The sequence below is a fragment of the Sphaerisporangium rhizosphaerae genome (assembly GCF_042665155.1).
GTDB classification, from domain to species: Bacteria; Actinomycetota; Actinomycetes; order Streptosporangiales; family Streptosporangiaceae; genus Sphaerisporangium; species Sphaerisporangium rhizosphaerae.
On record NZ_JBHTCG010000010.1, the window covers coordinates 221,922 to 245,053 of the forward strand.

A 23,132-nucleotide genomic window follows, 5' to 3' on the forward strand; every position below is an offset into this window, starting at 1 on the left:
CGCACGGGAGGACCATGACCGACCCCGACCGCCTGGCCGGTCCCGGAGACGGCGCCGCCCTCTGGCGCGGCCCCGGCGAGCCCGACGGGTCCTACGACGTCGTCATCGTCGGCGGCGGCGGGCACGGCATCGCCACCGCCTACTACCTGGCCAGAAACCACGGCATCACCAACGTGGCCGTCCTTGAGCGGGGCTGGCTGGCCGGCGGCAACATGGCGCGCAACACCACGATCATCCGCTCCAACTACCTGTGGGATCAGAGCGCCGGCATCTACGAGCACGCGCTCAAGCTGTGGGAGGGGCTGGAGGAGGAACTCGGCTACCGGCTGATGTTCAGCCGGCGCGGCGTGCTCAACCTCGCCCACAGCGCCCAGGACGTGCGCGACGGCGTGCGCCGCGTCAACGCCAACCGGCTGAACGGCGTGGACGCCGAATGGCTCGGCCCCGAGCGGGTCAAGGAGATCTGCCCCATCGTCGAGGTCCGGCCCGACGCCCGCTATCCGGTGCTCGGCGCCACCTACCAGCCCCGGGGCGGCATCGCCAAGCACGACCATGTTGCCTGGGGCTACGCCCGCGCCGCCTCCGCGATGGGCGTCCACTTCATCGAGCACTGCGAGGTCACCGGCATCGAGGTCGCCGGCGGACGCGTCCAGGCCGTCCGGACCACCCGCGGGCGGGTAGCGGCGGGCCGGGTGGCGCTCAGCGCGGCCGGCCACTCCTCGGTCGTCGCGGGCCTGGCCGGGGTGCGGCTGCCGGTGCAGAGCCACACCCTGCAGGCGCTGGTCTCCGAACTGCTCGAACCGGTGCACCCGACGGTCGTCATGTCCAACGCCGTCCACGTCTACGTCAGCCAGGCCCACAAGGGCGAGCTGGTCATGGGCGCCGGCATCGACGCGCCCAACTCCTACCGCAGGCGCGGCGCCTTCCACATCATCGAACGGCAGATGGCCGCCGCGCTCGAACTGTTCCCGATCTTCGCCAGGGCGCACGTCCTGCGCACCTGGGGCGGCGTGGTCGACGTCAGCCCCGACGCCTCGCCGATCGTCGGGCTCACCCCGGTCGGCGGCCTGTACGTCAACTGCGGCTGGGGCACCGGCGGCTTCAAGGCGACGCCCGGCGTCGGCTGGTGCTACGCGCACACCATCGCCCGCGACGAGCCGCACCCGCTCAACGCGCCCTTCGACCTCGCACGATTCACCACAGGCGCGCTCGTGGACGAGCACGGCGCCGCCGCCGTGGCCCACTGAAGGAGCTCCCTTTCCCGATGCTGCTGATCCCCTGCCCGTGGTGCGGGCCGCGCGACGAGGCCGAGTTCCGGTACGGCGGGCAGGCCGGCGTCGCCTACCCCGGCGACCCCGCGGCGCTCACCGACGAGGAGTGGGCGCGCTACCTGTTCTTCCGCGACAACCCCGAGGGCCCGTTCCGGGAGCGCTGGCACCACGCCGCCGGCTGCCGCCGCTGGTTCGCCCTCACCAGGGACACCGCGACCGACGAGATCCTCGGCGGCGGCGATCCCACCCCCGGCGGCGATCCCACCCCTGGTGGCGATCCCGCCTCCGCCGACGCCTCCGTTCCGGGAGGCGGGCGATGACCGGGCGGCGCAAGGACGGGCACGCGGGGGAGACGCTGCGGTTCACCTTCGACGGCCGGTCCTACGAGGGCCGCCGGGGCGACACGCTGGCCTCGGCGCTGCTCGCCGCAGGAGTGCGCCGTGTGGCCACCAGCGTCACCCTCGGCCGCCCGCGCGGGGTGTTCGGCTCCTGGACCGAGGAGCCCAGCGCGGTCGTCCAGATCGACCGGCCCTACTCCGAGCCCATGGCGCAGGCCACCACGGTCCCGCTGCTCGACGGCATGGCCGCCTCCGGCCTGGCCGGACGTGGACGGCTGTCCGCCGAACCGGACACCGCGCGCTACGACGCCACCCACGCCCACTGCGACGTCCTGGTGGTGGGCGCCGGACCCGCCGGGCTCGCCGCGGCGCGGGCCGCCGCGGCCACCGGCGCCCGCGTCGTCCTCGCCGACGACCGCCCCGAGCCCGGGGGCACCCTCGCCGACACCGGCGGCGCCGTGGAGGGCCGTCCCGGCGCCGCGTGGGCGCGGGCCGTCGCCGGGGAACTGCGTGCCCTGCCGGACGTGCGCGTACTGCTCCGCACCAGCGTCCTCGGCTACTACGACCACACCTACCTGGTCGCCGTCGAGCGCCGCGGCGAGGAGGCGGTCACGCGGGAACGGGTCTGGCGCATCCGGGCCCGCAGAGTCGTGCTGGCCACCGGCGCGCACGAACGGTCGGTCGCCTTCCACGGCAACGACCTGCCCGGCGTCATGCTCGCCTCCGCCGCCCGCGCGTACGCCAACCGGCACGGCGTGCTGCCCGGCCGCCGCGCGGTGGTCTTCACCTGCGGCGACAGCGGCCACGACGCGGCACGCGACCTCGCGGCGGCCGGCGTGGAGATCGCCGAGATCGCCGACGCCCGGGAAGGCGGGCTGGTCACGGGAGTGCTCGGCGCGGACGGCCCCGGCGGCGACGGCGGCGTGCGCGCCGTGCGGGTCGGCGCCCGCGAGGTCGAGGCCGACCTGCTGCTGGTCTCCGGCGGCTGGAACCCCGTGGTCCACCTGTTCGGCCAGGCCGGCGGCGCCCTCGCCTACGACGACCACCTCGCGGCCTTCCGTCCCGCGGAACCCTTCGCCGCCGGCGGCGCCGTGCGGGTGGCCGGGGCGGCGCGCGGGCTGTTCACCCTCGCCGGATGCCTGGCCGACGGCGAGGCCGCCGGCTCCGGCGCCGAACCGCCGCCGCTCCCCGTCCCCGCCGGGCCGCCCCCGGAACACGTGTGGATCGTGCCGCCCCTCTCGGGCGCGGGGGATTACACGCGGCACTTCGTCGACCTGCAACGCGACGTGACCGTGGCCGACATCGCGCTGGCCACCACCGGGGCCGGGCTGCGCTCCGTCGAGCACGTCAAGCGGTACACCACCGCCGGGACCGCCCACGACCAGGGCAAGACCTCCGGCACGCTCACCACGGCGGTCATCGCCCACACGCTCGGCGCCGGGCTGGCCGAACTCGGCACCACCACCTTCCGCGCCCCCTACGTCCCGGTGTCCTTCGCCGCCCTCGCCGGGCGCGATCGCGGCGCCCTGCACGACCCCGTACGCGTCACCGCGCTCCACGACTGGCACGTCGAGCACGGCGCGCGGTTCGAGGACGTCGGCCAGTGGAAACGGCCCTGGTACTACCCGCGGCCGGGGGAGGACATGGAGGCCGCCGTGCTGCGCGAGTGCCGCGCCGTGCGCGAGGCGGCGGGCGCGCTCGACGCCTCCACCCTCGGCAAGATCGACGTACAGGGACCGGACGCGGCCGAGTTCCTCGACCGCCTCTACACCAACCTCATGAGCGGCCTGAAGGTCGGCGCGATCCGGTACGGCGTCATGTGCCGCGCCGACGGCATGGTGTTCGACGACGGCACCGTCATCCGCCTGGCGCCCGACCGCTTCCTGGTCACCACGACCACCGGCAACGCGGCCGCCGTCCTGGACTGGATGGAGGAATGGCTGCAGACCGAGTGGCCGGGCCTGCGGGTGCGCTGCACGTCGGTCACCGAGCAGTGGGCCACGGTCGCCCTGGCCGGTCCCGGCTCGCGCGCCGTTCTGGCCGGGCTCGCCCCCGGGCTGGCGGTGGACGCGCGGAGCTTCCCGTTCATGACCTGGCGCGACGCCGAGGTGGCCGGCATGGAGGCCAGGGTGTGCCGCATCAGCTTCTCCGGCGAGCTGGCCTACGAGATCAACGTCGCCTGGTGGCACGGGCTCGCGCTCTGGAAGGCCGTCATGGGCACCGGCGCCGTCACGCCGTACGGCACCGAGACCATGCACGTGCTGCGCGCCGAGAAGGGATACCCCATCATCGGCCAGGACACCGACGGGACCGTCACCCCCGCCGACCTCGGCATGAGCTGGATCATCTCCAGGAGCAAGGCAGACTTCGTGGGCAGACGGTCCTTCACCCGGCCCGACACCGCCCGTGCCGGCCGCCGCCACCTGGTGGCCCTGCTCCCCGACGACCCGGCCGAACTGCTCCCCGAGGGGGCCCAGGTCATCGCCGCCGACCGGCTCCCCGAACCGCCGGTGCCCATGCTCGGCCACGTCACCTCGGCCTACCGCAGCGCCGCCCTGGGGCGCGCCTTCGCCCTCGCGCTCGTGGCCGGCGGCAGGGACAGGATCGGCGAGCGCCTGCACGCCTACACCGGCGCCGGCCTGGTCCCGGTGACGGTCGCCCACCCCGTCCTTTACGACCCCGAGGGGACCCGCCGTGACGGTTGACCGGACCAGCCCGCTCGCCGGATTCGACGGCGTCTTCGACGGCGTCACGGGCCCGCGGCTCCAGGTGCGGGAGATCCCCTTCCTGCGGCAGACGAACCTCCGCGTGGACCCCGCGCGGGTTCCGGCCTCGCTGGGGGTGAGGCTGCCGCTGGAGCCGGGCACCTGGCTGCGCTCGGAGGAGGCCGACGTGGTCTGGCTCGGGCCGGACGAGTGGCTGGTGATCGGCGAGGCACCCCTGTCGCGCTCGGAGGAGGTCGCGGTGACCGACGTCTCGGCGCAGCGCACCACGATCATGGTGGCCGGCCCGGGCGCCCGCGACCTGCTGGCCCACGGGTGCGCCCTGGACCTGCACCCCTCGGTGTTCGGCCCCGGCCGCTGCGCGCAGACCATGCTCGCCCGCGCCCACGTCGTGCTGATCGCCGGGGAGGAGGAGTTCCGCGTCCTCGTCCGCGCCTCCTACGCCCGCTACCTGGCCGCCTGGCTCGTCGACGCGGCCGTGGACTACTGATCTCCGCCGCCGCTCGTCCGCCCCTCCGCCGTTTCGCCTCCGGTCATGGACGGCCGACGCCGGCTGGACGGCGGGACGGCGGGACGACGCGGCGGCGGGGACGTCAGGAGATGGTGGCGCGGTCGCGGCCCTCGGCGAAGAAGCCGGTGATCGCCGCGACCACCCCGCCCAGCTCGCTCAGCGGGCGCGCCGCGCCGAAGGGCGCGTTCCAGAACTCGCCGCCGCGCGGCTCCCAGGGGCCGACGTACGCGTACGGCACCGCGAGGTAGGAGTCGCCGGGTGAGACGCCGTAGTTCACCTTGTCCACGGTGATCGCCAGATCGAAGTGCTCGGGCCAGAGCACGGGCGTCGCCCCGGGGGACAGGGCACGCAGCGCCTGGTCACCCAGCGTGAGAGCGTGGGCGAGCTCCGCCGCCGCGACGGGGTCGACGCGCAGCACCTCGTCGGGGGAGACCCCCGAGCCGTCGGAGTAGAGGTTCTCCGGCGCGCCCGCGTCCGTCCCCGCCGCCGCGCCCAGCGCCCGCGCCGACGTGCCGGAGATCGGCAGGCGAAGCTCGCCCGCCACCAGGTCGGCGCCCTCGACGCGCAGGTCGGGCTCGGTGACCGTGGCGAAGCCGCCGGGCGTGGCCCGCAGGCGTATGGTGCCGCTGCGCCGGTGCTGCGGCCCGGCCAGCAGCAGTTCGGCGACGCCGTGCAGGGACCTTCGTGTCGTGGCCGACTCGTTCTCGTTCATACCCTCAAGCTTGAGGGGTGTGGCCGATGTAGGCCAATGCCGACCCGATTACGTTGTGTGATTGAGCGAATACGAGTCGTTGACTAGCCTTGACGCATGCCCTCCCCCACCGCCACGGCCCGCGGTTTCGCGCCGGCCCCGTCCGCTCCTCGCCCTCCGTCCTCGGCGGGTGCCCGGCGATGGCGGTGACGATCAACGAGCTGAAAGACCGCTACAGCAAGCACTGGCTCGTGTCCGACGCCGTGGGCGGCGGCTGGTACGCCGTCCGCCGGCACGGCGTCTCGCGCGGCCTGCTCTCGCGCGGCCTGTCCAACGTCCGCTGCGCCGCCACGCTCGACGAGCTCGCGGCCTATCTCGCCGCGGAGGTCCAGCTCGAAGAGCGCCTGCTCCGCGGCGACGAGACGGCCGTCGTAGGCGGCTGACCCCGCCTGCCGCTCGCCGGCGGAGCGCCGGGCCCGCGTCCGGCGCGTCGTGGGGCTTGAGCGGCTACCGCCCCGCGTCACCGGCCAGGTCCGCATCTCCATGGTCGGTCATGTCACCGTTCGCGGTGCCGCTCCTGGCCTCCCGCACGATCTGCAGCACCTCGGTGAGCACGCCAGGGGCGGCGCAGACGGTGGCCGTCGAGCGCATGGTGTGCGGCGTCCCGTCGCGGTCGACGACCAGCGCGCCCGCCTCGCGGGCGATGGCGACGCCGGCGGCGGTGTCCCACGGCCGGTTGTTCATCATCAGGCAGGCGTCGGTCCTGCCTTCGGCGACCCAGGCCAGGTCGATCGCGGCGGACCCGAACATGCGGACGCGCTGCGCCCGCTCCGCCAGCAGGCCGGTGATCGCGAGCCGGAGCCGGTTCGCCTCCGGGGCCCCGTCGCCGACGGCGAAGTCCCCGACGGAGACCAGCGCGGCCGAAAGCGCCACCGCGCCGCTCGCCTTGATCGGCCGGCCGTCCACGGTGGCGCCCCACCCCTCGGCGGCGGCATAGCGGGAGCCGAGGAACGGCAGCTCGATGATGCCGAGGACGGGGACGTCCCCGCGCACCAGGCCCAGAGATACGGCGCACAGCGGCAGGCCGTGGACGAAGTTCACCGTGCCGTCCACCGGGTCCAGCACCCAGCGCAGCCCCGCCCCCGGCTCCCATCCGGTTCCGGCCGCCTCCTCCTCGCCCAGGAAGCCGACCTGCGGGGGTGCGCTCGCGGAGGTGGTCGCGGACCGCCCGCTCGACGGCGTAGTCGACCTCGGTCGCCATGTCCCGGTCGCCCTTGGCCGTGACGGCGCCCGGCAGGCGCGTCCTGACCAGTTCGCCGGCGACGCCGGCCGCCTCCAGCGCGACGGAGAGAAGAGCCCGCGCGTCATCGCTCATGTCCCGCAACCACTCCCCATGCCGAATGCCGCCTCGCCGGCGATGCCCCATGCGGCCGGGGCCGGCGTCGGTTCCGACTCTAGGACCACCTCCGGCCGATCATGGGTTCAACCGGCGACGGGCGGCGCGGAGGCGCTCCTGGAGCGCGCCCGCGCCTGCTCCCCGGCCTCGGCCAAGAGCTCGCCGTGCCACAGCCGCCGCATCTCCGGGCAGCTCGCCAGCAGGCCGGCGAGCGTGCCGCGTCCGGCGACCCGGCCGCGGTCCAGCACGACCACCTGGTCGGCGCGTTCGAGCGCCGCGCGACGGTGCGACACCACCAGCAGCGTGCCCGGCCCGTCGCCGTCGCGGGCGGCGGCGGCGACGCGGTCCCACAGCACCCTCTCGGTCTCCGCGTCCAACGCCGAGGACAGGTCGTCGACGACGAGCAGGTCCGGCGAGCGGACCAGCGCGCGCGCCGCGGTCGCCCGCTGGACCTGGCCGCCGGACAGCCGCACCCCGCGTGGTCCCACGACGGTGCGCAAGCCGTCCGGCATGCCGGACACGTCCTGGTCCAGCGCCGCCAGCCACAGCGCGGCGGCGATCCGGTCGCCGTCCGCGGGCAGGCCGAGCAGGAGGTTCTCCTCCAGGGACTCCGACAACAGCCGGGGGACCTGGGCCGCGTAGGCCGCGCGGCCGGGCACGAGAAAGGTGCCCGGGTCCTCGACGCGCCGGCCGTTCCAGGTGATCGTCCCGGCGTCCGCCGGCACCAGGCCGAGCAGGGCGCGCACCAGGGTCGTCTTGCCCGACCCGACCGCCCCGGTGATCACCGTGAACGATCCCCGCTCGACCCGCAGGTCGATCTCGTGCACGCCCCGGCCCAGGAAGCCATCGCCGTCCCCGCCACCGTCCGCGAGCCCGTCTCCCACGGCCGCCCCCGCGTCGGCCGCGGTGTCCGCGCTCGTGGCGGTGCTCGTGTCCCTGCTCGTGTCCCCGCTCGTGTCCGCGCTCGTCGCGGTGCTCGTGTCCGCGCTCGTCGCGGCGCCGTCGCGGTGGACGGGCCGGTGGCGCACGGACAGGCCGCGGACCGCGAGGACGCGCAGCGGGTCCTGGTGACCGGGAAGCGAGGCCGTCGCCGGCGGCTCGCGCCCGAACCACACCTCGCCGGCGCGTGCCAGGTCGCGGGCGTCCTCGTGCGGGGCCAGCAGGCGGCCGAGCCGTTCGATGGCCACCGCGGCCTGGGGCAGGCGCGACAGCATCGAGCCGATCGTGCGCGGGAGCGCGGTCAGCCAGCCGGCGTAGCTGGTGAACAGCGCGAGGTCGCCCACGGTGAACTCGCCCCGTCGCATCGCCGGCGCGGCCAGCAGCAGGACGAGCCCGACGCTGACCTCGACGGTCGCGCCCAGCGCGGTGTCCAGCGTGTCGGTCGCCAGCCGGTCGGCGACGGCGGCGTCCCGCCGCGCCCGGTTCCGCGCGCGCAGGCGCTCCAGCACCGCCTCCTCGGCGCCCGCCGTCTTGATCGCCAGCACGCCGGCGAAGATGTCGCCGATGGAGGCGGTGACGGCCGCGCCGAGCGTCCGGGCGCGCCGGTGCAGCCGCTGGATCAGCCCGCGCAGCGTCCGGGTCAGCACACCGAGGACGATCATCGGCACCACCAGGACGAGCGTGATGAGGGGATCGATCGCCGCCATGATCACCAGCGCGGCGCAGCTGAACAGCGTGGCCCCGGCCAGGGGGACGATGTCGTCGGTGAGCTGCACCAGGTCGCCCACGTCGTCGCGCAGGCGCGCCATCGCCTCGCCCGACGAGTGCGGCAGCCGGCGGGCCGCCGCGCCGCGCGCGGTCAGGAGCGAGCGCAGCACGTTCGCGCGGAGCAGGGTCGCGGCGGCGTCCCACCAGTAGGTCCCGTAGACCCAGGCGACGACCATGACCAGGCCGCGGACGACCTCCACGCCCACCAGCGCCGCGCACAGCCACAACGGCTCGGCCACGGCGACGCCGCGATGCGCGCCGATGAGGTCGAACAGCCGCTGCAACGCGAGCCCGCCGGCGAGCGGCAGGACGCTGACCGGCGCCCACAGCAGCCCGCCGACCACATACCGGCGAAGGCCGGCGATCGCGGTCAACCGCAGGACGAACGGAACCGGCCTCATCGGCGCACCCCCGCGGCGGTGAGCAGGGCGGAGAAGCGGCTGCGCGGGTCGGCGGCCAGCTCCTCGCGGCGGCCGTACTCGACGATCTCGCCGCCGTCGACCACAGCGATCTTGTCCACGCGGGACAGCGAGGAGAGCCGGTGCGCGATGAGCACGGCGGTCCGCCCGGCCAGCAGGCGGCCGGTGACGTGCTCGACGCGCCGCTCGGTCGCCGGGTCCAGCCGGCTGGACGCCTCGTCCAGCACCACCAGCCCCGGATCGGTGAGGAAGGCCCGGGCGAACGCCAGCAGCTGCGCCTCCCCGGCCGACATCCCGGCGCCCTGGGCGCCCAACTCGGTGTCGAGCCCGTCGGGCAGGCCGGCCAGCCACTCGGCGAGCCCGACTCCGGCCAGGACGGCGCGGAGCCGGCGGTCGTCGGCGAGGGCGCGGAACAGCGTGAGGTTGTCCCGGACGCTCGCCGCGAAGAGCTGGACGTCCTGCGTGACGACGCACACGCGCCGGCGCAGCGATGCCGGGTCGGCCTCGCGCAGGTCCAGCCCGCCGACCTCGACGCGGCCCTCGGCCGGGTCGTACAGGCGCAGCAGCATCCGCGCGATGGTGGTCTTGCCGCTGCCGGTGCGCCCCACCAGGCCGAGCGTCTCGCCGGGCGCCAGGGCGAGGGTGACGCCGGACAGCACCCGCTCGCCGTCGTCCGGGTAGGCGAACCCGACCCCGTCCAGGCGCACGCCGAGCGGCCCGGCGGCCGGCAGCGGTCGCGGGTCGGCGGGGTCGGGCAGCGTCCGCCGCTCGGCCAGCAGCCCGGCGACGCGGGTCACGCCGGCCAGCGCCGCCTGGTACTGCTTGAGCTGGTCGATCAGCCGCTCGAGCGGCGCGCGCACCATCTGCGTGTACTGGAACAGCAGCACGGCCGTGCCGACGGTGAGCGCGCCCGACTGCCGGCTCCACACGGCAAGACCCAGCACCAGCGCCGTGCCCGCCGCGAACACCACCGACGTGCCCGCGAGCAGGCCGCTGCGCGTCACGTCCGCCCGCGCCTCGGCCCGGTACAGCGCGGCGCTCACCTGGTGGAACCGGGTGACGGCGTGCTCGCCCGCGCCGTTGGCCCGCAGGTCCTCCACGGCGGTCAGCCGCTCCTCCAGGGCGCCGGCCACGACCGCGCCGGCCGCCCGCGCACGGATCGCCGACGGGACGGCCAGCCGCTGGGCGCGCGCGATGACCAGCCCGGCGAGCACGCAGTACAGCAGCAGCACGCCGCCGAGCCGCACGTTGGTGGCGAGGACCACGACCAGCACCCCCGCGAGCAGCAGGAAGCCCACGACGACGTCCATCACGAACGCGACGACGAAGTCGGCGACGGCGACCACGTCGCCGTCCACCCGCTCGATCATCTCGCCGGGGGTGCGGCTGCCGTGGAAGGCCATGTCCAGGCCGAGCGCGTGCCCGGCGAGGTCCTCCCGCAGGCGGTTGGTGCCGTCCCAGGCGAGCCGGCTCGCGAGCCAGGCGGTGAGCATGCGCGCCGCCTGGCCGGCGACGGCGAGCGCGAGGTAGCCGAGCGCGACGAGCGTGAGGTGCCCGGTGGCCGAGCCGCCGATCGCCTCGTCGACGAAGCGCCGGGTGAGCTGCGGCGCCGGCAGCGGCAGCACCGTGGCGGCGCCGGTGGCCGCGACCAGTGCGGCGCCGGCCCGCCGTCCCGGCCGGAACGCCCGCAGGATGGCCCGCCGTTCGGAGGAGTTCATCGGCGGCCGCCCTCGACCTGGCGCATGAAGCGCAGCAGGTACTGCTTGCGGTCCAGCGGGTCGTGGCCGGTGCGCGGCCGGGACGGCGCCTCGCCGGCGACCGGGTGGTAGCGCTCGAACGCCGACTCCAGCACGCCTTCCCCGCGGGTCACGCCGGGCAGGTGCCGCTGCAACTCGTGCACCCGGGCCGCCGGGATCTCGCCCTCCACCACCCACACCGGGCCCTCGGTCGCCGTCGTCCGCGGCACGGCCCGCAGGCGGGCCAGCACCGGCAGCAGCGGGCGCAGCGTGTCGGCCGGGATCTCCAGGTGAAAGCGGTGCAGCGGCTCGTGCACTCTCGTGCCGGCGCGTCGCAGCGCGTCCATCAGCACCAGCGGCGTCAGGCCGCGAAAGTCCGTGCCGGTGCTCGACATGCTCTTGTCGAAGGTGGCGTGGGCGTGGCTCTGCCGGGGCGCGTAGCCGGAGTGCGTCAGCGTGACCGCGCAGTCGATGACCTGCCATCCGCGCAGCCCCTGGCGCAGGGTCTCGCGGACGGTGTCCTCGACGGTCCTCATGAAGGTGAACGGCATCGACCCCAGCTCCACCTCCAGCCGGAACTCGACGCCCGCGCCGGCCGCGGCCGGGTCGACGCGCAGGCCGACGGTCGCGAGGAACGGGTTGGGGTCCTTGTGCATGAACTCCACGGCGGCGCCGGTGCCGGCCGGCCGCTCGACGCAGATCGTCGTCGTCTCGCGGAAGTCCACATCGAGGCCGAAATCCTCCGCCAGTGTGGCCTGGACGACCTCCTTCTGCACCTCGCCGTACAGCGAGACCGACACCTCGCGGCGCACGTCGTCCTGCCGCACGCCGATCAGCGGGTCCTGCTCGGCGAGCTGGGTGAGCGCGACGTGCAGCCTGCCCATGTCGGCGGGACGGCATGGCACGACGACGGTCTCCAGGGTCGGCGGCGCGAACACGCGCCGCGTGGGCGCGCCCGTCCCCGGGACGCCGAGCGTGTCGCCGATCTGGACGTCCGGCAGGCCCCAGAGCCTGCCGATGCGCCCGGCGGTGACCGCGTCGCGGCGGACGGCCGAACCATGCTCGAACACCTCGACGGCCGTGACCTTGCCCTCGCCGTGCACGTTGCCTTCGCCGTGCACTTTGCCTGCGGCGTCGCGCGTGAACGGCAGCCGTTCGCGCACGCGCACCGACCCGGAGAACAGACGGGCGTAGGCGATCTTCTCGCCGGCGGGTCCTCGTTCGACCTTGAACACCGTGCCGGACAGGGGGCCGTCCGGGTCGCCCTCGGCCGAGGGCAGCAGCTCGGTGACGCCGGCGATCAGCGCGTCGACGCCGGCTCCGGTGATCGCCGACCCGAAGTACACCGGGTGCGCCAGCGCCCGGCGGGTCTGCGCCGCGAGCTCGCGGCGGAGCCGCCGGTAGGAGATCGCCGCGCCGCCGTCCACGTACGAGGCGAGCAGAGCCTCGTCATGCTCGGCGAGCACCTCGACGAGCCGGGCGGTGAAGGCGGCGTCCACGGCGGTGTACGGGATGAAGGCGGGCTCGCACGTGCCGAGTCCGTGCGCCGTCCCCATCGGGACGATCGCCGGCGTCAGCCGTTCGGCGATGCCGCCCAGCGTGCCCTCGTAGCGCGCGCCGTGCCGGTCGATCTTGTTGACGAAGATCAGCGTGGGGATGCGCAGGCGCCGCAGCGTCCGCATCAGCACGCGGGTCTGCGCCTGCACGCCCTCGACGGCGGAGACCACCAGCACCGCGCCGTCGAGCACGCCCAGCACCCGCTCGACCTCGGCGATGAAGTCGGGGTGCCCGGGAGTGTCGATCAGGTTGACGGTGACGCCGCCGACGACGAACGACACGACGGCGGACTTGATGGTGATGCCGCGCCGCCGCTCCAGGGCAAGGGAGTCGGTCTGGGTGTTGCCGTCGTCGACGCTGCCGAGTTCGTCGATGACACCGGCGGCGTGCAGCAGCCGCTCGGTCAGGCTGGTCTTACCGGCGTCTACATGGGCCAAAATCCCGAGATTGAGCATTCTCACGAAGCGTCATGTCCTCTGGGCGAGCGGAAACTTCCTGGTGGATGGACATGAACGCTCGAGACATGGTCGCCTCCTCGGTTGGCCGGTCGTCTCCCGGAGTACAACAGAACGGCCTCGGGCGGACAACCGAATTACCGCCGCCGCGCGCCCCCTGCGGACGGCGGGCGGGACGGCGGAGGTCTTCCTGGGTGTGGCGCACCCAGGAAGACACGGCCTTCCTCCGCGCGGGCGACGGCCACAGGGTGGACGCGGCGCACCTCCGCGTCTTCCACCTCTGGCAGGAGTCCACATGAGCAGCATGAACGGCCCGTCGCCCGTCGACGGCAAGATCGTCCTCATCACCGGCGCGAGCAGCGGCATCGGCGAGGCGACCGCCCGCCGGCTGGCCGCGGACGGGCACCACGTCGTGCTCGGCGCGCGGCGCGTGGACCGGCTCGCCGTCCTCGCCGAGGAGCTCCGCGCGGCGGGCGGCCGCGCCGACCACGGACACCTCGACGTGACCAGCCTCGACAGCGTGCGCGCCTTCGCCGGGCGGGCGCACGACCGGCACGGCCGCGTCGACGTGCTCGTCAACAACGCCGGCGTCATGCCGCTGTCCACCGTCGACGCGCTGCGCGTGGACGACTGGAACCAGATGATCGACGTCAACCTGCGCGGCACCCTGCACGGGATCGCGGCGGTCCTGCCGCTCATGCGCGCCCGGGGCGCCGGCCACATCGTCAACGTCGCCTCGACGTCGGCGCACCGGGTGGACCCGACCGCGGCCGTCTACTGCGCCACCAAGTACGCCGTCCGGGCGCTGTCCGAAGGGCTGCGGCAGGAGAGCCGGGACATCCGGGTGACCCTCGTGTCCCCGGGCTACACCCGGACCGAGCTCACCGACCACGGCGGCGACCCGGAGGTGCGCGCCGCCGTGCATGAGATGTCGGAGCGGCTGGGCATCCCCGCCGCCGCCGTCGCCGACGCCATCGCGTACGCGATCGCCCAGCCGGACGGCATCGACGTCAACGACCTGATCATCCGTCCCACCGGCCAGGGCTGATCCGCGCACGCCGACGCTCAAGGCTGACGCTCAGGGCCGACGCGGTACCACGAGTCTCCTCCCATCTACTGAAATCAGCGGGGGTGCTGCCGCATCCTGGCATCATGCTGTACCGCGTCCTTGCCGACAGCGTCCGGCGCTGGGTCGACGTCACCGCGACGGACGAACAGAAAGACGACCCCTCCGGCACCCGGCTCGGCGGCGCCTGGGTGATGGCCGGCGGCAATGCCGTCCTGGGCGACCTGCCGATGCCGTACATCGAGAACCGGCGGGCCAGGTTCTGGTTCACCGAGGAGGGCTGGCGGGTCTACGGGAGAGACCTCGCGGCGGCCCTGCGGGCCCGTGGGCACACCATTCGCGTGATCCGCGTCAAGAACCCGGCGAGATCCCAGGTGATCTACCGCGACCGCTACCAGGTGGCCCTCCTGCCCTCGAAAGACCGCCCCGCGCCCCGTCGGAAGCCGGCGGCCGGAGGGTGATCGTCCTCAGCGTGCCGATGGGCGCGCCGCCGTGCGCCGCTGATCCGTTCCCGCCGGCCCCACGGACGTCGTGGATCGCGACGAATATGTTCGCCCAGGCCGGTTTGCCGCTCGCCGTTCCCTGAGCTAGCTTCGCGATCGCACGAGACCGTGCCCCCAGGGGAGGAGGACGCATGACCGTCGTCCTGCATGCCGCTCCGCATGGACAGGGTTCGTCTCTGATGCTTCGGCCCTGGACGGACCAGGACATCCCCGAACTGATCGCGGCCTACCGCGATCCGGTCATGCGCCAGTGGACCAGGCTCCACGTCACCGATGAGCAGGACGCCCGGCGCTGGCTGGAGATCCAGTGGAAGGGCTGGAGCGAGGGCCATCGGCTGAGCTTCGCGGTCGTGGAGGCGGAGCCGGAAGGCGGCTCCCGTCTGGTGGGCAACGTGGTGGTTAAAGGGCTGGTCACCGGCGGGCACCACGCCGACGTCGGTTACTGGACCGCTCGCGCGGCGCGCGGCCGGGGCGTCGCCGGCCGGGCCCTGGAGGCGCTCACCGCCTGGGCCTTCGAGCGTTTCGCCTCCCAGGGGCTGCGTCGCCTGCGGCTGCTCCACCTGGTGGGCAATCTCGCCTCGTGCCGGGTGGCGCAGAAGTGCGGATACGCCCTCGACGAGATCGTCCCCGCCCGGCCTCCGTTCCCCGGCGACGGCCATGTCCACATCCGGCACGCACCTCGGCGGCCGCTTCCCTGAGGCCGGGCACCCGAGCCGCGGACCTCTTCTCTGAGGCCCGGCACGAGAGCCGCGGGCCTCACACGGCGAACAGCAGGGCGGCGCTGATCAGGACGATCACGGCGGTGGCGAAGTGGATGCCGAAGGCGACCGCCCTGGTGCCGCCGTTGCGCAGCACGATGAGGGTGTCGCCGAGGGGCGCCAGAGCGACGACCAGCATGAACCATGCTTCGGCGCGGGCGCCCGCGAAGGCCAGCAGGGCCAGGCCGAGCACGCCATAGGTGAGGTCGCGCAGGCCCTTGATGGAGAGGTAAGCGGGGTCCCCGTCCTTCCGGGCCGGCACGCCGTAGCCGGCGGCCGCGGCGTGCGGCGCGAGCAGGAAGCGGGCGCCGATGAACAGGATGAACACGTCCAGCACGATGGCCAGTCCGTACGCGATGGGGGTGAGCACGACATCTCCTCGCTAGCAGTGCTAGATACAAGAGCGACACTAACGTATCGATGGCAGGCGCGCTAGCGGCGCTAGAATGTCGGTCGTGTCCATCCAGGAGCGCCGGGAGCGCGAACGAGCGGAGCGCGAACGGCTGATCGTCACGGCCGCGCGCGAACTGGCCGAGTCGGAAGGCTGGGAGGCGGTGACCACGCGGCGGCTCGCCGAGGAGATCGAGTACAGCCAGCCGGTCCTCTACAGCCACTTCAAGGGCAAGGACGCCATCATGGCGGCGGTCGCGGTCGAGGGCTTCGCCGACCTCGCCGCCGAGCTGCGCGCGGCGCGCACGGCGGCGGCCGATCCCCGCCAGGCCCTCGCCGACGTCGGCGCCGCGTACGCGCTGTTCGCCGCGCGGCGGCCCGCGTTGTACGACGCGATGTTCACCCACGCCGTCGACCTGCCGTTCGCCACCGCGCAGGCGCCGCCCGCCCTGCGGGAGGGCTTCGGCGAGCTGCGCGAAGCCCTGCGCCCTCTCGCGCGGGACGACGACCTTGAGACGCTCACCGAGACGTTCTGGAGCGCGCTGCACGGGCTTCTCACGCTCATGCGCAACGGCAGGCTCCGCCGCGACGACCACGACCGGCGGCTGACCCTCCTCCTCGCCCGCTTCTCGCGCTGACCCCGCTTCTCGCGCTGCCCCGGCGGATCGTCGCGCTGACCCGGCGGTGGTCGGCTCGCGCTGACGTCCCGCCGTCGCCAGGGCGTGGCGACGGCGGGACGCCGGTGGTGGTTCGGGTACCGACGGGACGCCGGTGTTCGCTCGGGTACCGCCTGCTCAGCCCTGTGCGGCCAGCCGGAAGGACTGGGCGGCCGTGCCGTTGCAGGCGTACTGGACGAGTTGGACGCTGTCGGTGGTCGAGGCGGCCGGCACGTCGAGGCACTTACCGCTGTTGCGGTTGACGAAGCGGTAGTAGCCGCCGCCCTCGGACACCGGCTGCCACTGCTGGTTGTTGCCGCCGCTGTAGGTCCAGGTCTGGATGGGGGCGTTGTCGGCGGTCGACACATCCTTAACGTCGAGCACCTGGGCGCTGTTGCCGCGGTTGTTCACCCGGACGAAGCCTCCGCTCGTCGGCGCGAACTGGTACTGCTGCGCGTTGGTCGCGTTGCAGGTGTACTGCTGGATCGCGGTCCCGTTGACCGTCCCGGCCGCGCGGGCGTCGACGCACTTGCCGCTGTTCTTGTTGACCACCGAGTACCACGTGGTGGGGGAGATCGTGTCGGTCGGGGGAGGCGTGGTGCCGCCCGTGCCGGCCAGCCAGAGCAGGCCGTTGATCAGCCACTGGTTCTGCTGGGGACTCGCGAAGGTCGAGGACGTGCGCGTGTTCGTGGAGTAGTTCATCCCGTTGTGCCCGAAGTTGGCGTACAGCATCTTGTAGTTCTTGTTGGTCCACAAGATCGGGTAGAACCCGCTGCGCCATTGCTGGTTCGGGTCGTCACCCACCGGGAAGCTCGAGGCGTCGATCGACGCGAGGATGTCGATGTCGGGGTTCTGCCGCAGGTCGCGGCTCCAGGAGTACCACTCGCTCACCGACGACTGGATGGTGGCCGGCAGCCCAGCCGTGGACGGATGGCCGCGATCCTCGACCTTCAGGGTCTCGGCGGTCGGCCCCCAGGTGTTGGTCTGGAACGCGCCCGAACCGAGGAAGGTGTTGTAGTACCAACTCCACGAGCCGGGGTTGTCGGTCCACGCGCTGACGTGGAAGCCCATCCACGCCCCGCCGTTCTGCATGTAGGTCTGGAACGCGGCGCGCTGGCTCGCGGGCGGGGCGTCGTCCAGGAACATGATCACCTTGTACTGCGACAGCCCCGTGGCGCTGAGACGGCTCCAGTCGGTGGTCGCCTCCCAGGTGAAGCCGTTCTGCGCGCCGGCCGCGGGGAACCAGTCCCTGGCCTCTTTGTCGAAGTCGATGTGGGCGGCGTCCCAGGTGCCGTTGTAGAAGGCGAGCACCTTGAACGGGGCGGCGGCCTGCCGGGTGGCGGCGCTGCTGGCCGGAGCGGCCGGAAGGCCGAGGCAGGCCGCGACCGTGACGCCGAGCAGTGCGGTGAGAGAGCGTTTCACGAAGCTTCTGGGCACAGTGGATCCTTCGCCGGTGGGGGGTGGCTGGTGCCGAGAGTGGTGATGGCCGCTGGTGCCGTGCCCTGCCATCGCGTACGCGCCGACGGGCGACCGCGCCACCGTGCCATCGTGGGGACGAGCGGGAGCCCTCAGACCGCCGAGAAGCCCTTTCTTTAAGAAAGTTTACTAACAATGGGCTCGCGCCGAGGCTACGATCAGCCGGGTCCCCCTGTCAATGCCCCAGTCAGAACCCCGCCCGCCAACCCCGAAGTACGCCGGATCACTCATCTCCCACACCACCACCCGGCCGCCGATCTCACCTCCCGCCGCCCCCCGCATGCCCCCGCGAGAGCGTGCCGAACGCTCATCAGCTCCTGCTGAGCAGGACGAGGAGATACACGGCGGGACAGAGGGCCCAGCCGCAGCAGAAAGAAAGCCACGACAAGGCCGCCGGCGACGGGGTCCGTACCAGCACCACTGTGCTCACGGCGACTCCGAGCACGCCGATCACCAGCCAGGCGATCGGCAGCCACAGCATGAGGATCACCAAGGTGTAGAGGCTCAACGTCAGCGTGACGACTAGCGGGACCGCGAGAACGTAGAGGACCACAGCCGTGGTCACGCCGGCCAGACCCCATGACAACCCCTGCACCGGCCGATACATGACCGGACTATCCGTCAGCCCGCGAGGAGGCGCAAGACACGCGGACGTCACGGCAGGTGGCCGGGTGAGTGATCGGAAGCTCGGCGGCGGCTTCCGGCAACCGGCCGACGTCCGCGACGGCGACGGCGACGAGTGTGCGTACGGTTTTGAGGTCTACGTGCCAAACCGTGATCACACAACGGTTGGTTGTGGCCGACTGTCCGTTCGGTTGTTTGATCTGCATTCCCGGGCTTGCTTTGATCGGAGCGGTCAACCATTGGTTGTCCATAGCGGGAGGCAGGAGCTTCGTGGCCAGACGATCTCTGGGGCGGCGGTTCGGGTGGCTGTGGGCTGCCTACGCGGTCAGCGCCTATGGCTCCGGGCTGGGGTTCGGGGCGATTCCCCTGATAGCCGTGCTGGTGCTGCACGCCGGCCCCGCTCAGGTGTCCGCGCTGTCCGCCGCGGGACCGGCGGTGGGCATGCTGATCGCGTTGCCGCTCGGACCGTGGGTCGAGTTCCGCCGTAAACGGCCGGTCATGATCGCGATGGACCTGACCCGGTTCGGGGTCATGATGACCATCCCGGTCGCCTACGCCTTCGGCCTGCTCGGGTTCGTCCAGTTGCTGATCGTCTCCGCCGTGGTCGCCGCCGCCAAGATCACCTCCAACGCGGCCGGCGGCGCCTACCTGCGGGCCCTGGTCCGGCCGGACGATCTTCTGGTGGCCAACGCGCGGTTCGAGTCGACCACGTGGAGCTCGATCGCGGTCGGTCCGCCGCTGGGCGGAGCGGCCATCGGCCTGTTCGGGCCGGTGACGACGGTGGTGGCCGATGCGCTCAGCTACCTGTTGTCCGCGCTGAGCATCACCGCCATCCGCGGCCGGGAAGAGCCTCCACGGCGAAGCGGCAAGAACCAGGTCGGAGCCGGCGAATTGCTCGACGGCTGGCGGCACATCCTGACCCATCCCGGCCTGCGGGCCCTCTACTTCAACAACCTCCTCGTCAACGGGCTGATCATGGCCACCGAGCCGCTGCTGGCCGTGCTCCTGCTGCGCCAGCTCGGGTTCCCGCCCTGGCAGTACGGCCTCGCCTTCGCCGCTCCCTGTGTCGGCGGACTGATCGGCTCACGCCTTGCCCGCAGGGTCGTGGCGCGCTACGGCCAACACCGGGTCCTGCGCACGGTCGGCACGCTGCGCGCCGTCTGGCTGGTCGGCCTCGCCTTCGTCCGTCCTGGTGTCGCCGGCCTCGCGATCGTGATCGCCGTCGAACTCGCGATCATCATCAGCATGAGCCTGTACACCCCGGTACTGGCGACCTATCGACTTGAGCACACTCCCCAGGACCGCGTCGCCCGCACTCTGTCGGCCTGGTCGATCAGCGGCAACGCCTCCATCGCCGTCTTCAGCGCCCTCGGCGGACTGCTCGCCGACGCCACGAGCCCACGCACGGCCATCACCATCGCGGGCCTGCTCATCTTCGTCAGCCCACTGCTGCTCCCCCGTCACCCGGCCCCCGAAATCGTCCGCACCCTCGAGTCGGCGACGATCGGTCCCCCACCACAGGCAGCAGGCGTTCCCGACGAAGCCGGGTAACGGGAGGGCGGCACCTAGTCGAAGGACGGTCCATCGGCCTCGCCCGTCCACCTGCATTTGGCGCCTGCAGGGGAATGTTACGGATGTAACATGAAGACGTGACGGACGATACGGAGGATCGGGGCTGGTTGCTGGTCAGCGTGTCCACCGCCGGGGCCGCTCCGGCCCTGCGCGTGCAAGTGTGGCGAAAGCTGCGCTCGCTGGGTGGGCTGTACCTGCAACAGTCGGTATGCCTGCTGCCGGAGCGCGAGCAGACCCTGCGGCAGGTGCGCCGCCTGCTGGACCGGGTGCGCCGGCAGGGCGGCACGGCCCGGATGCTGCGGATGGCGCTCACCGACCCGGCCGAGAAGCGGCAGGTCATCGGCGAGTTCAACGCCGCCCGCGATGCCGAGTACGCCGAGGTGATGGAGCGTCTTCCCGCCTTCCGCGAGGAGCTGGCGCGCGAACGCGAGCGAGGCCGGGCCACCTACGCAGAGGTGGAGGAGTCGGAGGCCGACCTGGAACGCTTCCGCTCCTGGCTGGCCAAGATCGACGCACGCGACTACTTCGCCGCCCCCGCCGGTGCTCTCGTACGCGCCGCGATCGCCGATGCCGAAACCGACCTCGCCGACTTCGAACAGGCCGCGCTGGCCGCCGAGACCGGCATCGCAGTGCCCGCGGTGGGCTCAGAGGAGCCGGTATGACCAGGCCATGGTGGTGGGACCTGCTCGGCGGCATCGCTGTGGCCGAGATGGGCGAAGGGGGGCCGGTATGACCGGGTCATGGGGATGGGACCTGCTCATCGGCATCGCGATCGCCCTGCTGGCCGCCTGGCTGGTCCTCATCGGCACGCTGGCCCTCGTCCGGCCGCGCGGCGGCCTGCTGCGCGAGGCGCTGCGGCTGCTGCCCGACGTGCTGCGCCTGGTGCGCCGCCTGGCCGCCGACCCCGACCTGCCCCGCGGCGTCCGCGTCCGGCTCGCGCTGCTGCTGGCCTACCTGGCCTTTCCCATCGACATCGTCCCCGACTTCATCCCCATCCTCGGGTACGCCGACGACGCCGTCATCGTCACCGCCGTACTGCGCTCGGTGGTCCGCCGCTCCGGGCTGGAGGCCGTGCGCCGGCACTGGCCCGGCACCGACGACGGCTTCACCGTCCTGACCCGCCTGACCGGCCTCGACAAGCCGCAGCCTCTCCCCGAACAGTGACAAAGCCGCTCGGACACCCACACCGATCTGACATGAACGCCACGTCGCCATGTGATGCTCACGCTGTTGTCGCCCATTGCGCATCAGGAGCGGGCGTGGGTGAGGGCGGCTATGCCGTCCAGGACGCGGTCGAGGCCGAAGACGAACTCGGTGTCGCCGTCGTCCCACTCGTCGTTGACGGCACCGGCGGCCATGGCGGCGCAGACCGCGGGGAAACGGACCGGGTCGATGACGCGGGCGAGCGTCTTGGCGTATCGCGCGGCCTGGTCAGGCCCTGCCGCACCGACGGCGATTGACAGGCCCGCCCACTGCCGGACATAGCCGGACAGCAGCATGACGACCGACAGCTTCTCGGACTCGGCAAGGCCCGTACCGCTCAGGCATGTGAGGCCACGCTCCAGCCAGGTGATCTGGTTGGGCAGCAGCGGAGCCCCGCTGACAGGGATCTGCAGCACCCACGGATGCCTCCTGATCGCATGCAGGATGGCCCAGGACCACTCGGTCAGCCCAGCGCGCCAGTCCTGGTCCGCAGTCGCTTCAGGCGGCGGCCCGTAGGCGGCGTCCTGCATGAGTTCCAACAAAACGTCCTTGGCCGCGACATAGCGGTAGAGAGCCATGGTCGACACGCCGACCTCCTTGGCCACGCGTGCCATGGACACCGCCGCCAGCCCGTCGGCGCGGGCGACGTCCAAGCCTGCCTGGACGATCCTGGGCAGGCTCAGGGCAGGTTTGGGGCCCTTGCCGGGACGGTCCCGCAGCCCCCAGGCCACCGCGATGCCGACGGGGATCTCCGATTCCTCGATCTTGCCCACATCCATGCCTCTGTGTATAGCATACGCAGTAAGGTATACGTCATACGCAATAGAGCGTATGGCATACACAGATGGAGGGTTCATGAACGTGCTCATCTCTGGCGCGAGTGTCGCCGGTCCCGCCCTGGCGTATTGGCTGCGCCACCACGGCTTCGAAGTGACTGTGGTGGAGCGGGCCGCCGCGCCTCGCCCCGGCGGTTACAAGGTGGACCTGCGCGGGGTGGCGGTGGAGGTGGCGCGGCGGATGGGGATTCTCGACGAGGTGAGGCGCCGGTCGACCGATATCCGGGGCGGGACGTGGTTGAACGGGGCGGGCAAGACCCTCGCGACACTCGGTCCGGACATGATCGGGTTTCGCGACCCGGGAGACCTGGAGATCATGCGCGGGGATCTGGCTGAGATCCTTCATGCCCGCACCCGAGACGAGGCCGAGTACGTCTTCGGCGACACGATCACCTCGATCACCGATGAGGGCCGCGGGACGCGCGTGACGTTCCGCGATGCGGCACCGCGTACGTTCGACCTCGTAGTGGGGGCCGACGGCCTGCATTCGGGCACTCGCGCGCTCGTCTTCGGCCCGGAGGAGCGGTTCACCGAGGGACTCGGCCTGGGCGTGGCGGTCTTCGGCGTCCCCAACCACCTGGGCCTGGACCGCTGGGAGATGGTCCTGTCGGCCGCCGGGCACGTGGTGAACGTCTACAGCGTGCGGGCGGCGACGGCGGCCAAGGCCCAGTTCTTCTTCCCCGCGCCGCAACGGCCCGTCGACCGGCACGACGTGGCGGCCCAACAGCAGGCCGTCGCGCAGGCGTTCACCGGACACCGATGGGAGGTGCCGCGGTTGCTGGCCGCGATGCCGGAGGCGGGCGACTTCTACTTCGACACCCTGGCGCAGGTACGGATGGATTCCTGGTCGCGTGGGCGCACGGTGCTGCTGGGCGACGCCGCCTACTGCCCCTCACCCGCGTCCGGACAAGGCACCGGCATGGCCCTCGTTGGCGCCTACGTGCTCGCCGGAGAGCTGGCCGCCGCCCAGGGCGACCACCGGGTCGCATTCGCACGGTACGAGGAGGAGATGCGCGGGTTCGTCGAGCTGAACCAGCGGCTGGGCCGCACCGCCGCCAAGGGCATGGTGCCCGCCTCCCGGACCCGCGCGCGCCTGCAGGGCCTCATGCTGCGGATGGCGCCGCACATGCCGGGCAAGGCACGAGTGATGGAAGCCATTATGAAGCCGATCCGGAAAGCGGCCAACGGCATCGAATTGCGCGACTACCCCACCGCGGCACAGCCGACGGCGCGGCCGTAGAAAG

The 23,132-nt window shown here is 72.8% G+C and carries 22 protein-coding genes; 13 read left to right on the top strand and 9 right to left on the bottom strand.

The window, feature by feature from the left end:
* Positions 1-14 precede the first annotated feature (14 nt).
* The 4 genes from ACFQSB_RS17775 to ACFQSB_RS17790 are packed head-to-tail and all read left to right on the top strand — an operon-like array spanning position 15 to position 4,822.
* Positions 15-1,247, top strand: a complete 1,233-nt coding sequence (locus ACFQSB_RS17775) for a sarcosine oxidase subunit beta family protein (RefSeq protein ID WP_380827664.1) — start codon at positions 15-17, stop codon at positions 1,245-1,247.
* Between the two features lie 17 nt (positions 1,248-1,264).
* The gene (locus ACFQSB_RS17780; protein WP_380827666.1) at positions 1,265-1,591 is read left to right on the top strand and encodes a sarcosine oxidase subunit delta; all 327 of its coding nucleotides are present in this window, start codon (positions 1,265-1,267) and stop codon (positions 1,589-1,591) included.
* Complete coding sequence (locus ACFQSB_RS17785; protein WP_380827668.1) at positions 1,588-4,314, top strand: 2Fe-2S iron-sulfur cluster-binding protein; 2,727 nt, start codon at positions 1,588-1,590, stop codon at positions 4,312-4,314. The genes ACFQSB_RS17780 and ACFQSB_RS17785 overlap by 4 nt, the downstream gene beginning before the upstream one ends.
* Positions 4,304-4,822, top strand: coding sequence for a sarcosine oxidase subunit gamma (locus tag ACFQSB_RS17790; protein ID WP_380827671.1), 519 nt, complete (start codon positions 4,304-4,306; stop codon positions 4,820-4,822). The genes ACFQSB_RS17785 and ACFQSB_RS17790 overlap by 11 nt, the downstream gene beginning before the upstream one ends.
* Before the next feature lie 103 nt (positions 4,823-4,925).
* Here ACFQSB_RS17790 and ACFQSB_RS17795 read toward each other — a convergent pair whose 3' ends face one another.
* Positions 4,926-5,555: a hypothetical protein gene (locus ACFQSB_RS17795; RefSeq protein ID WP_380827672.1), complete on the bottom strand. Its 630-nt coding sequence runs from the start codon at positions 5,553-5,555 to the stop codon at positions 4,926-4,928.
* Positions 5,556-5,734: 179 nt separating this feature from the next.
* Here ACFQSB_RS17795 and ACFQSB_RS17800 point away from each other — a divergent pair, with 179 nt between their 5' ends.
* Entirely contained in the window at positions 5,735-5,977 is a 243-nt protein-coding gene (locus tag ACFQSB_RS17800; protein WP_354925397.1) for a hypothetical protein, read from the top strand.
* A gap of 64 nt (positions 5,978-6,041) precedes the next feature.
* Here ACFQSB_RS17800 and ACFQSB_RS17805 read toward each other — a convergent pair whose 3' ends face one another.
* From ACFQSB_RS17805 to ACFQSB_RS17820, 4 genes are all read right to left on the bottom strand, one after another.
* Complete coding sequence (locus ACFQSB_RS17805; protein ID WP_380827673.1) at positions 6,042-6,902, bottom strand: inositol monophosphatase family protein; 861 nt, start codon at positions 6,900-6,902, stop codon at positions 6,042-6,044.
* 114 nt (positions 6,903-7,016) lie between these two features.
* Entirely contained in the window at positions 7,017-9,038 is a 2,022-nt protein-coding gene (locus tag ACFQSB_RS17810) for an ATP-binding cassette domain-containing protein (RefSeq protein ID WP_380827675.1), read from the bottom strand.
* Entirely contained in the window at positions 9,035-10,774 is a 1,740-nt protein-coding gene (locus tag ACFQSB_RS17815) for an ABC transporter ATP-binding protein (protein ID WP_380827677.1), read from the bottom strand. The genes ACFQSB_RS17810 and ACFQSB_RS17815 overlap by 4 nt, the downstream gene beginning before the upstream one ends.
* A complete protein-coding gene (locus ACFQSB_RS17820) occupies positions 10,771-12,810 on the bottom strand; it encodes a GTP-binding protein (protein ID WP_417774567.1) in 2,040 nt (679 codons plus the stop codon). The genes ACFQSB_RS17815 and ACFQSB_RS17820 overlap by 4 nt, the downstream gene beginning before the upstream one ends.
* Before the next feature lie 289 nt (positions 12,811-13,099).
* Between ACFQSB_RS17820 and ACFQSB_RS17825 the strand changes: the two genes are divergently transcribed.
* The 3 genes from ACFQSB_RS17825 to ACFQSB_RS17835 all read left to right on the top strand — a co-directional run bounded on the left by ACFQSB_RS17825 (position 13,100) and on the right by ACFQSB_RS17835 (position 15,071).
* Positions 13,100-13,852: an SDR family oxidoreductase gene (locus ACFQSB_RS17825; protein ID WP_380827680.1), complete on the top strand. Its 753-nt coding sequence runs from the start codon at positions 13,100-13,102 to the stop codon at positions 13,850-13,852.
* A 104-nt stretch (positions 13,853-13,956) separates the two neighbouring features.
* Positions 13,957-14,331 (top strand): hypothetical protein, encoded by a 375-nt coding sequence (locus tag ACFQSB_RS17830; RefSeq protein WP_380827683.1) that lies wholly within the window; start codon positions 13,957-13,959, stop codon positions 14,329-14,331.
* Positions 14,332-14,504: 173 nt separating this feature from the next.
* Positions 14,505-15,071, top strand: a complete 567-nt coding sequence (locus ACFQSB_RS17835) for a GNAT family N-acetyltransferase (RefSeq protein ID WP_380827685.1) — start codon at positions 14,505-14,507, stop codon at positions 15,069-15,071.
* A gap of 58 nt (positions 15,072-15,129) precedes the next feature.
* Here the strand turns inward: ACFQSB_RS17835 and ACFQSB_RS17840 are convergent, their stop codons facing one another.
* Entirely contained in the window at positions 15,130-15,501 is a 372-nt protein-coding gene (locus tag ACFQSB_RS17840) for a DUF4267 domain-containing protein (protein ID WP_354844468.1), read from the bottom strand.
* An 85-nt stretch (positions 15,502-15,586) separates the two neighbouring features.
* On the opposite strand from ACFQSB_RS17840, the gene ACFQSB_RS17845 reads away from it, so the two are divergent.
* The gene (locus ACFQSB_RS17845; RefSeq protein ID WP_354925373.1) at positions 15,587-16,159 is read left to right on the top strand and encodes a TetR/AcrR family transcriptional regulator; all 573 of its coding nucleotides are present in this window, start codon (positions 15,587-15,589) and stop codon (positions 16,157-16,159) included.
* 156 nt (positions 16,160-16,315) lie between these two features.
* Here ACFQSB_RS17845 and ACFQSB_RS17850 read toward each other — a convergent pair whose 3' ends face one another.
* Both ACFQSB_RS17850 and ACFQSB_RS17855 read right to left on the bottom strand, forming a co-directional pair.
* Positions 16,316-17,614, bottom strand: a complete 1,299-nt coding sequence (locus ACFQSB_RS17850; RefSeq protein ID WP_380827688.1) for an RICIN domain-containing protein — start codon at positions 17,612-17,614, stop codon at positions 16,316-16,318.
* Between the two features lie 349 nt (positions 17,615-17,963).
* Positions 17,964-18,260 (bottom strand): hypothetical protein, encoded by a 297-nt coding sequence (locus ACFQSB_RS17855; RefSeq protein WP_380827690.1) that lies wholly within the window; start codon positions 18,258-18,260, stop codon positions 17,964-17,966.
* A gap of 287 nt (positions 18,261-18,547) precedes the next feature.
* Here ACFQSB_RS17855 and ACFQSB_RS17860 point away from each other — a divergent pair, with 287 nt between their 5' ends.
* The 3 genes from ACFQSB_RS17860 to ACFQSB_RS17870 all read left to right on the top strand — a co-directional run bounded on the left by ACFQSB_RS17860 (position 18,548) and on the right by ACFQSB_RS17870 (position 21,013).
* The gene (locus ACFQSB_RS17860; protein ID WP_380827692.1) at positions 18,548-19,828 is read left to right on the top strand and encodes an MFS transporter; all 1,281 of its coding nucleotides are present in this window, start codon (positions 18,548-18,550) and stop codon (positions 19,826-19,828) included.
* Positions 19,829-19,926: 98 nt separating this feature from the next.
* On the top strand, positions 19,927-20,511 hold the full coding sequence (locus tag ACFQSB_RS17865) for a Chromate resistance protein ChrB (protein WP_380827694.1): 585 nt from the start codon (positions 19,927-19,929) through the stop codon (positions 20,509-20,511).
* A 67-nt stretch (positions 20,512-20,578) separates the two neighbouring features.
* Positions 20,579-21,013 (top strand): YkvA family protein, encoded by a 435-nt coding sequence (locus tag ACFQSB_RS17870; RefSeq protein ID WP_380827697.1) that lies wholly within the window; start codon positions 20,579-20,581, stop codon positions 21,011-21,013.
* An 83-nt stretch (positions 21,014-21,096) separates the two neighbouring features.
* On the opposite strand, the gene ACFQSB_RS17875 is transcribed toward ACFQSB_RS17870, so the two are convergent.
* A complete protein-coding gene (locus ACFQSB_RS17875; RefSeq protein WP_354844486.1) occupies positions 21,097-21,831 on the bottom strand; it encodes a TetR/AcrR family transcriptional regulator in 735 nt (244 codons plus the stop codon).
* 76 nt (positions 21,832-21,907) lie between these two features.
* Between ACFQSB_RS17875 and ACFQSB_RS17880 the strand changes: the two genes are divergently transcribed.
* Entirely contained in the window at positions 21,908-23,128 is a 1,221-nt protein-coding gene (locus ACFQSB_RS17880) for an FAD-dependent monooxygenase (RefSeq protein ID WP_380827699.1), read from the top strand.
* Positions 23,129-23,132 lie beyond the last annotated feature (4 nt).